Source organism: Vulcanisaeta distributa JCM 11216 (assembly GCF_001315985.1).
Lineage (GTDB): Archaea > Thermoproteota > Thermoprotei > Thermoproteales > Thermocladiaceae > Vulcanisaeta > Vulcanisaeta distributa_E.
Window position 1 is genome coordinate 13,668 of the sequence record NZ_BBBI01000002.1, and the last position, 12,754, is coordinate 26,421.

General features: G+C 44.0%; 16 protein-coding genes and 3 pseudogenes. 11 read left to right on the forward strand and 8 right to left on the reverse strand.

Features of this window, described 5'->3' with window-relative positions; translation table 11 throughout:
- Positions 1 to 4: 4 nt before the first annotated feature.
- The 4 genes and pseudogenes from rpoA2 (at position 5) to JCM11216_RS01960 (ending at position 2,487) form a co-directional block, all read left to right on the forward strand.
- A pseudogene (rpoA2, locus tag JCM11216_RS01945) lies at positions 5 to 1,158 on the forward strand (DNA-directed RNA polymerase subunit A'').
- 62 nt (positions 1,159 to 1,220) lie between these two features.
- Positions 1,221 to 1,532, forward strand: a complete 312-nt coding sequence (locus tag JCM11216_RS01950) for a 50S ribosomal protein L30e (protein ID WP_054853145.1) — start codon at positions 1,221 to 1,223, stop codon at positions 1,530 to 1,532.
- Positions 1,533 to 1,537: 5 nt separating this feature from the next.
- Positions 1,538 to 1,990 (forward strand): NusA-like transcription termination signal-binding factor, encoded by a 453-nt coding sequence (locus JCM11216_RS01955; RefSeq protein ID WP_054853275.1) that lies wholly within the window; start codon positions 1,538 to 1,540, stop codon positions 1,988 to 1,990.
- Between the two features lie 71 nt (positions 1,991 to 2,061).
- On the forward strand, positions 2,062 to 2,487 hold the full coding sequence (locus JCM11216_RS01960) for a 30S ribosomal protein S12 (protein WP_243675007.1): 426 nt from the start codon (positions 2,062 to 2,064) through the stop codon (positions 2,485 to 2,487).
- A 33-nt stretch (positions 2,488 to 2,520) separates the two neighbouring features.
- Here the strand turns inward: JCM11216_RS01960 and JCM11216_RS01965 are convergent, their stop codons facing one another.
- Together JCM11216_RS01965 and JCM11216_RS01970 are read right to left on the reverse strand one after the other, a co-directional pair.
- Positions 2,521 to 3,063, reverse strand: a complete 543-nt coding sequence (locus JCM11216_RS01965; protein WP_054853146.1) for a hypothetical protein — start codon at positions 3,061 to 3,063, stop codon at positions 2,521 to 2,523.
- 144 nt (positions 3,064 to 3,207) lie between these two features.
- A pseudogene (locus tag JCM11216_RS01970) lies at positions 3,208 to 3,764 on the reverse strand (ADP-ribose-binding protein).
- A 125-nt stretch (positions 3,765 to 3,889) separates the two neighbouring features.
- Here JCM11216_RS01970 and JCM11216_RS01975 point away from each other — a divergent pair.
- Together JCM11216_RS01975 and JCM11216_RS15190 are read left to right on the forward strand one after the other, a co-directional pair.
- Positions 3,890 to 4,840: an ATP-binding protein gene (locus tag JCM11216_RS01975; protein ID WP_243674847.1), complete on the forward strand. Its 951-nt coding sequence runs from the start codon at positions 3,890 to 3,892 to the stop codon at positions 4,838 to 4,840.
- Positions 4,795 to 4,935: a hypothetical protein gene (locus JCM11216_RS15190; protein ID WP_243670993.1), complete on the forward strand. Its 141-nt coding sequence runs from the start codon at positions 4,795 to 4,797 to the stop codon at positions 4,933 to 4,935. Before JCM11216_RS01975 ends, JCM11216_RS15190 begins: the two co-directional genes overlap by 46 nt.
- Before the next feature lie 7 nt (positions 4,936 to 4,942).
- On the opposite strand, the pseudogene JCM11216_RS01980 reads toward JCM11216_RS15190, so the two are convergent.
- A pseudogene (locus tag JCM11216_RS01980) lies at positions 4,943 to 6,111 on the reverse strand (MFS transporter).
- 199 nt (positions 6,112 to 6,310) lie between these two features.
- Between JCM11216_RS01980 and JCM11216_RS01985 the strand changes: the two are divergent.
- A complete protein-coding gene (locus JCM11216_RS01985) occupies positions 6,311 to 6,550 on the forward strand; it encodes a hypothetical protein (protein WP_243674848.1) in 240 nt (79 codons plus the stop codon).
- Positions 6,551 to 6,673: 123 nt separating this feature from the next.
- Here JCM11216_RS01985 and JCM11216_RS01990 read toward each other — a convergent pair whose 3' ends face one another.
- The 4 genes from JCM11216_RS01990 to JCM11216_RS15200 form a co-directional block, all read right to left on the reverse strand.
- Entirely contained in the window at positions 6,674 to 6,826 is a 153-nt protein-coding gene (locus tag JCM11216_RS01990; RefSeq protein WP_054853147.1) for a hypothetical protein, read from the reverse strand.
- Between the two features lie 176 nt (positions 6,827 to 7,002).
- Positions 7,003 to 7,941, reverse strand: a complete 939-nt coding sequence (locus JCM11216_RS01995) for a carbohydrate kinase family protein (RefSeq protein WP_054853148.1) — start codon at positions 7,939 to 7,941, stop codon at positions 7,003 to 7,005.
- Entirely contained in the window at positions 7,931 to 8,503 is a 573-nt protein-coding gene (locus tag JCM11216_RS15195; RefSeq protein WP_243674849.1) for a hypothetical protein, read from the reverse strand. The genes JCM11216_RS01995 and JCM11216_RS15195 overlap by 11 nt, the downstream gene beginning before the upstream one ends.
- Positions 8,504 to 8,588: 85 nt before the next feature.
- Positions 8,589 to 9,170, reverse strand: a complete 582-nt coding sequence (locus tag JCM11216_RS15200) for an MFS transporter (protein WP_243674850.1) — start codon at positions 9,168 to 9,170, stop codon at positions 8,589 to 8,591.
- Positions 9,171 to 9,275: 105 nt separating this feature from the next.
- Between JCM11216_RS15200 and JCM11216_RS02005 the strand changes: the two genes are divergently transcribed.
- The 3 genes from JCM11216_RS02005 to JCM11216_RS02010 all read left to right on the forward strand — a co-directional run bounded on the left by JCM11216_RS02005 (position 9,276) and on the right by JCM11216_RS02010 (position 11,120).
- A complete protein-coding gene (locus tag JCM11216_RS02005; protein ID WP_243674851.1) occupies positions 9,276 to 10,013 on the forward strand; it encodes a hypothetical protein in 738 nt (245 codons plus the stop codon).
- Positions 10,014 to 10,050: 37 nt separating this feature from the next.
- Complete coding sequence (locus JCM11216_RS15205) at positions 10,051 to 10,239, forward strand: hypothetical protein (protein WP_243674852.1); 189 nt, start codon at positions 10,051 to 10,053, stop codon at positions 10,237 to 10,239.
- Between the two features lie 83 nt (positions 10,240 to 10,322).
- Complete coding sequence (locus JCM11216_RS02010; protein ID WP_243675008.1) at positions 10,323 to 11,120, forward strand: single-stranded DNA-binding protein; 798 nt, start codon at positions 10,323 to 10,325, stop codon at positions 11,118 to 11,120.
- Here JCM11216_RS02010 and JCM11216_RS02015 read toward each other — a convergent pair.
- Positions 11,101 to 11,502, reverse strand: a complete 402-nt coding sequence (locus tag JCM11216_RS02015; RefSeq protein WP_054853149.1) for an Sjogren's syndrome/scleroderma autoantigen 1 family protein — start codon at positions 11,500 to 11,502, stop codon at positions 11,101 to 11,103. The two genes, JCM11216_RS02010 and JCM11216_RS02015, sit on opposite strands and share 20 nt — an antisense overlap.
- Before the next feature lie 194 nt (positions 11,503 to 11,696).
- Here JCM11216_RS02015 and JCM11216_RS02020 point away from each other — a divergent pair, with 194 nt between their 5' ends.
- A complete protein-coding gene (locus tag JCM11216_RS02020) occupies positions 11,697 to 12,539 on the forward strand; it encodes an aldo/keto reductase (protein WP_054853278.1) in 843 nt (280 codons plus the stop codon).
- Positions 12,540 to 12,754 lie beyond the last annotated feature (215 nt).

The window sequence follows — 12,754 nt, forward strand, 5'->3', positions numbered from 1 at the left end:
GAACGTGGTCTCCCAGGAGGAAATAAATAACTTACTGGCGCAGTTAGCTAATATATTACCTCCAAGGATCATTAATGAATTAAAGAGTAAGTTATCGAATGTGGAAATCACTAGGGAGCAATTGGCGAATTTAATAAGGATATTGGTTAATGAATATTATAAAATGCTTGTTGATCCTGGGGAAGCAATAGGCATTGTTACGGCGCAGTCGGTTGGTGAACCAAGCACCCAAATGATACTAAGATCGTTCCACTTCGCAGGACTTAGGGAATTCTCAATGGCACTTGGTCTACCAAGGATGATAGAGCTTGTTGATGCTAGGAGGAAGCCCTCAGTACCCATGATGACCATATACCTAGACGAGGAACATAGGAAGGACCCAAACAAGGCTCAGGAAGTTGCCTACAAGATTCAGTTAACAACAATAGAAAATGTCACAAAGAGTGTAGAGGTTGATTACATAAATTCACAAATAATCATTGAGATTGACGAGAACGAACTCAAGCAGAGGGGGGGCTTGAGTATGGAGGATGTCAGGAAGGTTGTTGAGAGGATCAAGGGTAAGGGCGCCCAGGTGGAGATTGAGGGTAATGTCATTAGGATTACGTTGGAGGAGGCCGACATAATAAAGCTCAGGAGGATTAGGGATAAGGTAATGCAGACGAGGCTAGCGGGCATTAAGAATGTTAAGAAGACGTTGGTTAGGTATAAGGATGGTGAGTGGATAATAGAGACTGAGGGCACAAACCTGGAGGCTGTCCTCACGATAGATGGTGTTGATTATAGGAGGACAATAACTAATGATATTCATGAGGTCGCGGAGGTACTGGCATAGAGGCCGCCAGGACTGTCATAATGAGGGAGTTAAAGAAGGTCCTTGATCAACAAGGTCTGGATACGGACATTAGGCACCTAATGCTCGTTTCCGACGTAATGACTTGGACAGGCAGGGTCAGGCAGGTTGGTAGGCATGGTGTTGTGGGCGAGAAGGAGAGCCCATTGGCCAGGGCTGCCTTCGAGGTTACGGTTAAGAACCTAGTTGAGGCATCAATTAAGGGTGAACCCGAGAACTTCAGGGGCGTTGTTGAGAGCGTACTCGCCGGTAAGTACATACCCATTGGCACCGGCATTGTTCAGTTACTAATGGAGTTTGAGTAAAATATTATCTCAACTTATCGTTGGCATTAGGTTTAAATAGGGTTTTTTCAGGGCTGTCTTGAATGATTGATATTTCACGAGAACTACAGGTAGCGTTGAACACAGGTAAGGTGACCCTTGGTTATAGGGAATCACTTAAGGCAGTAATTGATGGATCGGCAAAACTGGTAATAATAGCGTCAAATGCGCCCGCTGACGTTATGAATACAGTGCAGCACTATGCAAAGATCTCAAATGTGCCAGTATATGTGTTTCAGGGATCAAGCTGGGACCTTGGCGCAGCCGTTAGAAAGCCCTTCAAGATCTCAACAATAGCCATAATTGACCCAGGAGAAAGCAATATATTGGCTTTAGTAGCGCAACGTACCGGGTGATCGTAATGCCTAGCATTAGATTAACAGAAGAGGAAATCAGATACGTGGCATTGTTTGAAAAGATAACTGGGATAACGCCGAGGGATACGGTAATTGATTCTCAGTATAATAGGATAATATTCATTGTTGATAAGAATTTTGCGCCGCTTGCCGTCGGTAAAAATGGTATTAACATTAGGAAGCTAAAGGAATTAACGGGTAAGGATGTTGAGGTAGTCGAATACGGAGAAACACCTGAGGAACTAATTAAGAACAGCCTATATCCGGCAAGGGTTATTTCGGTGAAAATAACCAAGTTGCCAAACAATGGTAGCATTGCCATAGCCACAGTACATAATGAAGACAAGGCAATAGCAATAGGTAAACAGGGACGAAACATAAACAGAGCTAAACTACTGGCTAAGCGGTACTTCGACATTGACAGAGTAAAAATAGTATCGCCTGAACAAAGCCAGTGACGTGAGGAAAAAGTAAATAAGCACTTAAATCAACGGTGATAGCAATGCCCGGTAAAAAATCACCACTCGGTATGTTTGCAGCAAGGGGGGGATTGAAGGAGAGGAGGAAGAGGTTTAGGTGGAGTGATACATATTATAAAAGGAGGGCTCTTGGTATAGCCAAGAAATTTGACCCACTCGAGGGGGGGGCACCAATGGCAAGGGGGGGAATAGTCCTTGAGAAGGTCGGTGTGGAGGCAAGAAAACCAAACGCTGCCGTGAGGAAGTGCGTCAGGGTCCAAATAACTAAAAATGGTAAGGTGGTCACGGCATTCGTGCCATGGGACGGCGGGTTGAACATAATAAATGAGCATGACGAGGTTATAATCGAGAGGATAGGCGGCCCTGAGGGTAGGGCTTATGGAGACCTACCCGGCGTTAGGTTTAGGGTCATAATGGTTAATGGCGTTAGCCTAAAGGCGATTTTGCAGGGTAAGAAGCAGAAACCCGTTAGGTAATTTAATAGATTTATGGATTTTTATATATTTAACTTAGTCCTCAGATCCTTGATCATTATCATTACCTTGATTAATAGATCCTGTGTAATTACCTTCGCTTTTCTCCTCATGCTCACCAACGGGCTTTATAGTTATTAATGGTTTGTGAGCAACATTGGGTGGTCCCTTGGGGTTGGGCTTAACCGTGTAGTAAACGGTTATTGATACTGTGTAATTACCTGGTGTTAAGTACACGGTATACTCATCCCTATGCAGATTGAAAGTTAATGTCTGATTACCAATGGCTACAACAACTGTGAAATTACTAAAGACGTCATCCAAGCCTTCATGGTGAAGTTCAACCTTGAAGTATCCCGAGGAATTAACGTATAGATATGCCGTGGCCTCAGCGGTACCACTCATTCCTGGTGTCAGGTTGCCGAGGTCTATGTAGGCAGCAACGGTACTGTACGTAGGAGGTGGTGGTAGGATTAGGTGATAGCTTAGGTAGGCGAGTACGCCATTCATGTTAGCGGCAACAGCCATTCCACTGAACCCTGCTAGGAAGGCCAGTGCTATTAGTAGCCACGTCTTCATATTAAAAAGAGGAATTGATCGCCATTTAATAAAAGTTGCGCGACATAAGTATTTAAAGAAGATTATGCTAGGCATAATTTAAAGTGATGTAAAGGTTTCCGGCCTGACAAATTGATGACATCACCCCCCCTTACTGATGACAACTCAACCCACCTTATACTCCCTTAACTCGTCACTAAATACTCTATCGAATACATTGAATGCATCATCACCATAAAGGCAAATAATTATCCTCCTCACACTCCTAAGGCCCGATGCCTCTCTCCTAATTGCCCGCGCCATTATCCTCGCCGCATCCTCATATGGACACCCAAATATACCAGTACTAATTGCAGGGAAGGCTATACTAACTAGTCTCAATTCCTCAGCCTTCCTAAGTGAGTTCGTGACCGCATCATCAAGCTTCTCAATAGGTTCAACACCGCATCTGGGTCCAACGGCGTGAATCACGTATTTAGCTTTAATTTACCTGCGCTGGTAACGGCAACACCACCAACCGGGACAGGACCATGCTTCCTAACCCACTCCCTGGACTCCTCCTGAATAACCCAACCACCCCTCCTAACGATGGCTCCGGCAACACCACCGCCGTGTTCGAGATAGGAATTAGCGGCATTAACAATGGCGTCAGCCTCAATTTCTGTTATATCGCCCTTAGTTAACTCCACAGTGACTCCATTGGGAAATCTGAAGTTGGGCATATGCAATATTTAACTTAACAAAGCATCCTTATATGCATTAAAGTGTAAATTTTATAACTGGCTACCTACAGTTACTGTAGGTAGCCGGTGCTCTTTGATCCGAAGCCTAAGGAAAGAAGGAGGATTTGTTTGATAGAGATGATGAATTGAACAAGCTCAGGACTGGTCTTGGTTATCCGGTCACTTTATTGCTTGGTATAAGGAGGAGTGGTAAGTCGTCATTAGTTAAGGTGCTTATGAGTGAGGAGAAAGACGTAATATGGATATACCTTGACCTGAGGAAGTATGAGGGCTATGCATACATAACCTATAAACATCTATTGAACGAATTTGAGAGGGCATTAAATACTTGGCCGAAATTCCTGAGGGAATTACTGCGTGGAATTCGTGGGGTGAATATTTCGGGGTCTGGGTTTGAGATTAGATTAAGTTGGAGTAAGGATAGAGTTGAGCTTGCTGATTTATTTGATAGGTTGTCCAGCATTAGTGAGCGTGAAGGCCGTAGGGTTATAATCGTGTTTGATGAGTCCCAGGAGCTTAGGAAGCTGAAGGGGGGGTTTAATATATTGTATCCGCTTGCCTATGCATACGATAATCTTAAATTGAGCTTCATATTTACTGGGTCTCAAATCGGCATGGTTTACAGATTTTTAAGGCTTAAGGATCCAAGCTCGCCATTGTTTGGGAGAGCAATGTTTGAGGTTCGCGTAAATCCATTTACGAAAGAGCAATCTATTGAGTTCCTTAAGGCCGGGTTTAGGGAGGTTGGTATTTCCGTAAGTAATAACTTACTTGAAGGTGTATATGATGAGTTGGGTGGTATACCTGGTTGGTTAACGTACTACGGCTTTAATTATCTGCAATTTGGCGATCATGAGGAGGCGATAAAGAGGACACTGGAGTATGCGGTACAACTTGTTAGGCAGGAATTTGAAAACTTCCTGAGGGGGGGTAGGGAGGAGGCTAGGGAGCGTTACTACGCAATAATGGTCTATGCAAGAATGGATGTAGGTGGAGTGATGTTAAGAGAATGCTGGAGGCTAGGGAGGGCTATCGCATCGATGATAAGAAGGTAACGGAGTTACTACAAAACCTAGTGGATTCATCATTTCTGGTTAAGGATGGTGACATCTATAAGCCAAGTGACCCATTGATTACTAGGGCATTTTAAGTGTCATTCACCCAAATAGAGGTACTTTGGTACGCTTTGGTGGCTTGGGTACAGCAACCCATAAAGCACCTGATATAAATGCCAGTACAAGCACTATTAGCAGGGCGTGTTCTAGTGCACCAACCTCACCGTAAACCGGTACGTAGTATTGCGCAATTAGGCCCGTTATTAATGAGCCAAGGACATTACCGCCTGTAACCGCGCCATTCCAGACAATAGACGTCGCCCAACTAACCTGTTCCCTCGGGAATAAGTCCCCAAGTACAGCCATTATCAATGGGAAGTTACTAAGCACGAAGAGCATGGCGAAGAACGCGAAGATTAGGTTGCCAGTATATATGAAGGCTATGAACAGTATTGCGAATGCGAATGTGGAGAACGAAGCCATAAACCTCCTACCAACCTTATCACTCAGCCAGCCTAATATTGGTTGGCCTATTATGGCCGAGGCGAGTAATATTGAAAGGATTTCTCCATAGCTTATACTGAGCTTTATACCTAGTACCTTATTTATGTATATGCCTAGGAACGTCTGTATGCCCTGACCGGCGGTGTTTCTAAGCAATGTTATTATGAATAATAGCATTATTAGTATTATAGAGGTTCTTAGTGTTGCTGATGTATTTGGCGGATCGTCCTTATTACCGCCCCTCCTATATGCCTTGACATCAAATTTGTAAATACCGTACAATAGCACCGCAATACCCACGATGAAGGTTATGAGGCTAATATCCATAGATTAAAGACGGCGCTCACGGTGCCCGCAAACACGACGATTGAGGCAATGAGTGGATATAATGCCCTACCCAGACTTCCAAATGCACCGTTTATTCCAAGGGCTGAGCCAGCCGTTCCACCATAGGTCGCTGACAGCAATGCACTACCTATTGGATGATAATAGGCGGCGCCTACGCCTGCCAAAACAACGCCTACGTACACGAGGTAAAGGTTATGTACTAGGAAGCCTATTGAGGTGAGCCCTATGGCGAATGCCCACAGGAACATGCCGAGTGCCATGGCCCTCATGTGACCGCCAAGCCACTTAATACTAAGCGGTACTAGGGGACTCGCTATTGCCGATATAGCTGCGTAGAGTGCGGATAGTAGGCCTATTATTGCGTAATTAACACCCATTTGATTCAGTACTGGAAGTATTATTCCAGGTATTAGCCACATGTTTCCATCATTAATGAAGTGGCCAATCGATGTTAATCCAAGTATTGTCACCCTATCCTTACTCCTTTCTCCCTGTATCATCAGCGTTAGGGCTACCCTAACGCTTTTTAAACCAATCGCGCCTAACAAGAATTCATGAAATAGTTAATGAACTATTGACAGGCGCGAAATTTACATAAACTAGGCAGAGCGTTGGGACATGATGGCAAAGGTAGTCTTCCTAATAATGAGTGATGACGTTAAGATGGATTTGGCATTAACAATGGCTGCAAACACTGTCGGCACAAATAGGTATGAGGACTTCAAAGTCATATTCTGGGGCCCTGCCCAGGAAAGGCTATTGAGGCTTGAGGGTCCTGCCAGGGATAATTTCGAGAAATTGCTAAGGCAGGTGCAATTGATAGTGCATGCATTAATTACGCGAGGAATAAGGGAATAGATCAGCACTTAACCAAGATAGGTATTAAGCTGCATCCCGCCGGTGATAGGGTCGCGTACTACATAAACAATGGGTATCAAGTGTTAGTATTTTAAAATTTAAAGAAAAATGAAAAACGCCCTCTTAAACCCTCCTTAACCTCTCAATACCCTCCAGGTTTATAACACCAAGTCTATTGCCATTTTGGTCATAGGTATACACCTTATTATCCTCCTCATCACGCACGAGCTTATGCTTACCACCGCATATCGGGTACACATCGCTCAAGCCGCACATGTAAATCTAAACCGATTCGCCACTTGGCGTTTTATACTCATATGGCCCCTGGCTGTATGGAGTATTACCCTCACGAAGTCCGCATTAATTGCTGCGTCTTTAAAAAGGTTGTTACTAAGTTTAGAAACAAATATGAATTATTACTGATATAAAATGACTTAATTAATACCAACTTTTTACCAATTATTAACGAAGTGAGACCTACCAATTAATTGATCCTTGAGATCGGGTAATTCTAATGGCGTTAAGTATTGAATTCTTAATGCGGCAATCCTATTGCCTAAATCGCAGGAATCGGCAGGACTTAAGCCGTACATGATGCCCACCGTGTAAGCCGCATTAAATGCGTCGCCAGCGCCTATCGTCGTCACAATATTACTCACGTTATAGGGCTGGCATTGTTGAATCTCGACATTATTCACTAGGGCAGCGCCATTACTGCCTAGCTTTACTACGGCAATGACGTTAGTGCCGTATATAGCATTTCTCAACCCATTCATATTGCTAAATAACCTCTTCATCTCCTCCTCATTCATGAGAACAGTATCCACGGACCTAACCAGGTTAATTATGAGGTCCCTATTGTTAATGGATGGTCCCGTATCGAGGAAGATTGGGATTGAATATTCACGGGCAATTTTAATTACCTCAGTAAATGTGTTAATGATATTCCTCATAAACGATGCGTAAAAACCATTAATGAATATAGCCCTTGAATTCCTAATGATTCCTTCATCAATATCATTAATCACTAACTCCCTACCAACGCCTAGATAACCCATGAAGGCGTGGCCGTTTACGCCGATTATGTTGTTAGATACTGTTACGAAGCCACGCACCCTCTTCATAAACCCTGTATGCACACCGGTGTCATTAAGGTACTTAATGAGCACGTCAGAGAATGGGTCGTCGCCAACCCTATCAATTACGGCGACCTTAAGGCCCAGTTTACGGGCTATTAAGGCTGTGGTGCATGCACCACCTGGTGATAACGCGATTATATCGGATACCGAAACATCACCAGCCCTAATTGGTAATTCCCTAATCCTATAATAAATATCCAAGACACAGTCAGAGATTATTACCAGGTCAAATTTATCCTCATTACTTCTCATACTCCCACGCGTTAATGCTAATTCCCTTACCAGTCTCAACACCGATCAAGTACCAGACGAGGGAAGCTGCGAAACCAATACCGAATATCGTAACCGCCAATGCTAGATACAAACTCACTGGCAGGTAAGACGACAGGAATATCACTGGTATTGAACCACCCAACGACATAACCCTAACAGCCGCAGTGTAGGAACCCCCCCTGCGCCTCGTAACCCAATACTCAGATTTTAGTGTATCTTCAGTTAGGAAGTACGTATTTACGAGTATTGAGAATAATATGAAGAGCACCCAGAAGATGTATTGGTCATTCACGAGACAGTTAATTAGTGATAGTATAAGTACTGAGGTAACTAGGGATCCTAACGATGAGATGAGTAACAGTAATTTCCTGCTGGTCCTGTCAGTGAACATACTTACTGGTATTCCAGAGATGAAGGATGCTGCCGAGAAGGCAAAGATAAGCCAATTGGTGAGGTTGGGGGGGAAGTAGTAGGGCCCGAAGGTTAATACCATTAACGTGAAACCGGCGGTATACGACCAGCCAATTAAGCCCCCAATCACTACCCTAACTGGTAATGGTGGTAACCTTATGGATGTTCGATTACCTTCCTCTAAATTAAGTCCCTGATCCTCAGGAATTGACCTCCTAGCTGAGCCAGTATGGCGATTCGGGAATTAATGACCTAAGTAGGTAAAGCACTGGGATTATTATGAGTATGGTCAATCCAAGCGTGAGTTTTTGAAGCATTACTGACGTTATGTTGGCCAGAGCCAAGGCCGCGGCCAAAGCGCCGCCGAGGTTCGTGAAGTTAAGTATTAAGTAGACAGCACGACTCCTAACACTGCTTGGGAAGTATTCATGGGATGAAATCATAACTGTATTATACTCACCACCGACGGCGAGCATTAATATGGCTATGGAAAATAGCAAGAATGCATAGTTAATACTAAGTATTAGACTCAGGGAACCTACTACGTACATAATCAACGATAAGTAAAGGCTCCTTCTCCTACCAATGGCGTCCGATATGGGCCCCATTATAGCGCCGCCAATTAGTAGCCATAGAGGTGGCCAGATGGATAGTAGGGCAATTAGGGTCCTCGGTACTGAGACCCAGTTGGAGGCTATGTAGGCTATGGAGTATATGTAAGCCTCAATCGTGGTGCTTATGGAAAATACCGTGAAAATTAACGCATGCGCCCTATTCCGTTTTTCGTTATTCATCATGATAGGATATACATCCTATTTATTAAATACTTCCCAACACGAACCCACTAATGAATTAAAGCATGATTTGCGCAAGGAATATTAACTAATCACGACCATTAATAAATGATGGATTTATCGTTAATTTTGGGTATTGTTGGGCCTATAGTTACTATTGTTACGATTTTGGGTACGACGCTTTATTGGCTTGGTGGTAAGTTTAGGGAGATTGACATGAGGTTCCAGCAGATAGATGAAAGGTTCAAACAAATCGACAGAAGGTTCGAGGAAATAGATAAGAGGTTCGAAAAGATAGATGAACGCTTTAATGAAATAGATAAGAGGTTTGACGTAATCGAGAGAGATTTAAAGGGTTACGTGGACACCAGGTTTGGTGAACTCAAGGGTTATGTTGATTTAAGGATTAATGAGCTGAAGGGTTATGTTGACTCAAAACTTAATGAGTTTAGGAATTACATGGATGGAAGATTTAATAGGCTCATCAATGTTATTTCTGGCCAGAATGAGTTCATCACAGAGTTTCTCGGTTTTAGGGGTGTTCTTGATAGTAAGGATGTGAGTTTCGTTAAGGCTACGCTGCGCAGTATGATTACAATGGCTACCAATCCACTTACAGAGACTGAGAAGAGGAGGTTGCTTGAGCTCATTGATAAGGATGAGTTAACGCTTGAGGAGGCCGATGAATTACTGCAGTTGGCTAGGAAGTTCGTCATGGAGTATGGTGATAAAGGACCTGATGTTTGGAAGTTGTTATGGTATGCGGCGGCAATGCACGGTATAACGCTTAGGAAACTTGGAGAGAAGAAGGCGAGGGAGGGTCAGGGAAAGGGTTCCAGTGAATAGTTAGGGTTTTTAATTGCCTGGGTTCGTTGGTTCTCTCGTGAAGATTAATCTTAGTAAGGATTGGGTCGACTTCGTGGTTGAGAACGAGGATGACCTATACGTAATTTACCTATTGATTGATCCTGGCGATATTCTTTATGGCTGGACTGTTAGGGAGTTTAGGGGGGGTAGGGAGGGTTCCAGGGGGGGTGAGAGGGTTAGGATTTACGTTGGTCTTAGGGGTTGAGGGCTTAGAGTACCATGCCTTCAGGGGGGGTACGCTTAGGGTTAGGGGGGGCGTGCTTATTGAGGTTCCTGAGTGGTTTGAGGGTGCCCGGGGGTAGTCACCACACGATGGAGTTGTCCTATGGGCTTGAGTATAGGTTAGTTAAGCCTAATGGGATTGATAGGGAGTTCATTGGCAAGGTTCTGGATATGTTCAGTGGAGCTTCAATAAGTGTGCTGTTGGTTTCGGTTTCTATGGAGGAGGTCGCTGTTGCTCATATTCGTAGGTTTGGTAGGGAGTTGCTTGGGACGATACCAATACAGGGCGGTGGTAAGGAGGGTGAGGATTCACTTGATAGGTTTAGGAGGTCACTTAGGAATGCGCTTACTCAGGTTAAGCAGTGGGTGCAGGTTAGGAGGCCGACGCATATTGTGGTTGTTGGTAATCACATGACGCTTTCAATTGCCAGGGACGTTATTAACGATGAACTGAACAAACTCGGCATATCAATTATTTACCATGAGCAGGGTGAGGGTGGTTTAGCGGGTATTTATGAGTTTGAGAGGGTTGGTGTTGATGTTCTTAAGAAGTTGAACATAAGCCTCGGGCAGGAGTATGTGGATGAAGTATTCAGTAGATTAGGTATGAATAATGGATTAGTTGCAGTGGGTATTGACGAGGTTAGGAAGGCGCTTGAGTTTGGTGCCGTTGAGACTATGATAGTCCTTGATGAGACATATAAGGAGAGGGGGGGTGGTGAAATGAAGGATTTAATGGGCATGGTGCTTAGGACCAGGGCGAACCTCGTAATAATACCGTCAAGCACCGAGGGTGGTGAAAAGTTGAGGAGTATTGGTGGTATTGCCGCACTACTTAGGTTCCCTATTTCTTCTCAGCCTTAGGGCTGGTTCCTGGTGATCCCTGGTTTATTATCTGCGTTACCTTATCATAAGCCTCCAGGATAAGAACCATGGACTTAACGAGTTCATTTATCCTATCGATATCCTTAGTCTCCTTAAGCTCGTTATTGATCATCACCAACCTCTCATAGAGCGTGTCCCTAATGTCCATGAGACCGTACTTAATCATGACCTCCTTCTCCTCAGCATCAGACCTAACAATCACAACAGGCCTATCACAGTTAGCGCAGTAATACTCGCCAGTCTTGAGTCTAAGCAGCGGAGTACCGCAGACCGGGCACGTGTAGCTAGTCAGCGTCGCCCCCCCAGCCCTAATTAACTGAGCCATCTTCTTAGCAACCAAGTCCCTACTACTGACACTCACGTTGCTAAGCTAATGCAACCTGCTTATAAACCCAACGAAGCAATGCCCAAGTTAAGTATTTTAAGGCCTTGATTAGGTTCTTCGCTAAAGTGATGAGTGACATGCCATGTGAATGGTGATCGATCCTGGGGGGTACCTGATTACATTCACACTAAGAAATAAGGTTAATAGGGTCTGGTTACATGTTGGCATCCGTGGAGTATAGGGTATTTAGTAAGACCGGTGTTAAGGTATCCATAATAGGCATGGGCACGTACTACGACCCAGGCTGGATAATACTATCAAGACTCGGTATAAGACCCGGCTACGAGAGAAAGCTTAGGGCATTAAGGGTTGGTCTAGAGGGTGGCATTAACTTCATAGATACGGCAGAGATTTATGGCTCAGAACCACTGGTCGGCGAGGCTATCAAGGATTTCAATAGGGAGGAATTGTTCATAGCCACTAAGGTCTGGCCGACGCATCTTAAATACGACGACGTCATTAAGGCTGCGAAAAGAAGCCTTGAGAGGCTTGGTGTTAAGTACATAGACTTATACCAAGTACACTTCCCGAACAGGAGGGTTCCAATTACGGAGACCATGAGGGCCATGGAGTACCTAGTCGATAATGGATTAATAAGGTTCATAGGACTTAGCAACTTCAGTCTTGATCAAATTATTGAAGCTCAGAATGCACTGAAGAAGTACGAGATTGTTTCCATTCAAATGCCCTATAGCCTAATGGATAGGAGGATCGAGAATGACATAATACCATACGCGAAGAAGAATGGTATGGCTGTGATAGCGTATTACCCACTTGGTCATGGAAAGCTCATTAGTAGGTTTCCAAGGGATGCCCTGGAAATGATAGGTAGAAACCATGGTCAAAAGACCGTGGCCCAAATAGTGCTTAATTGGATAATTAGTAAGCATGAGCATGTATTCCCAATACCTAGAGCCTCGAACCCCAACCACGTTAGAGAAAACCTTGGCGTTGCAGGTTGGAGATTAACTGATGAAGAAATTAGGTATCTTGAGGGTATTAGATTTTCTTGAGTTATGGTCTTCGAATCAGCGCTGGCAATAATTAATTAAATAATTGATTCAGTGAGTCATGGAAGGTGCATAATAATCATATAAGTATTTCATGAGTACCTTGGTTCAGTAAGGTTATACGATAATGAGAAAAGGACCTTTAAGCTAAAGTTTTGATACGGTGCTTGCGAGTAAGCCTTGAAAATTTCGCCATTATTAGGGAGTTGAGACCTATG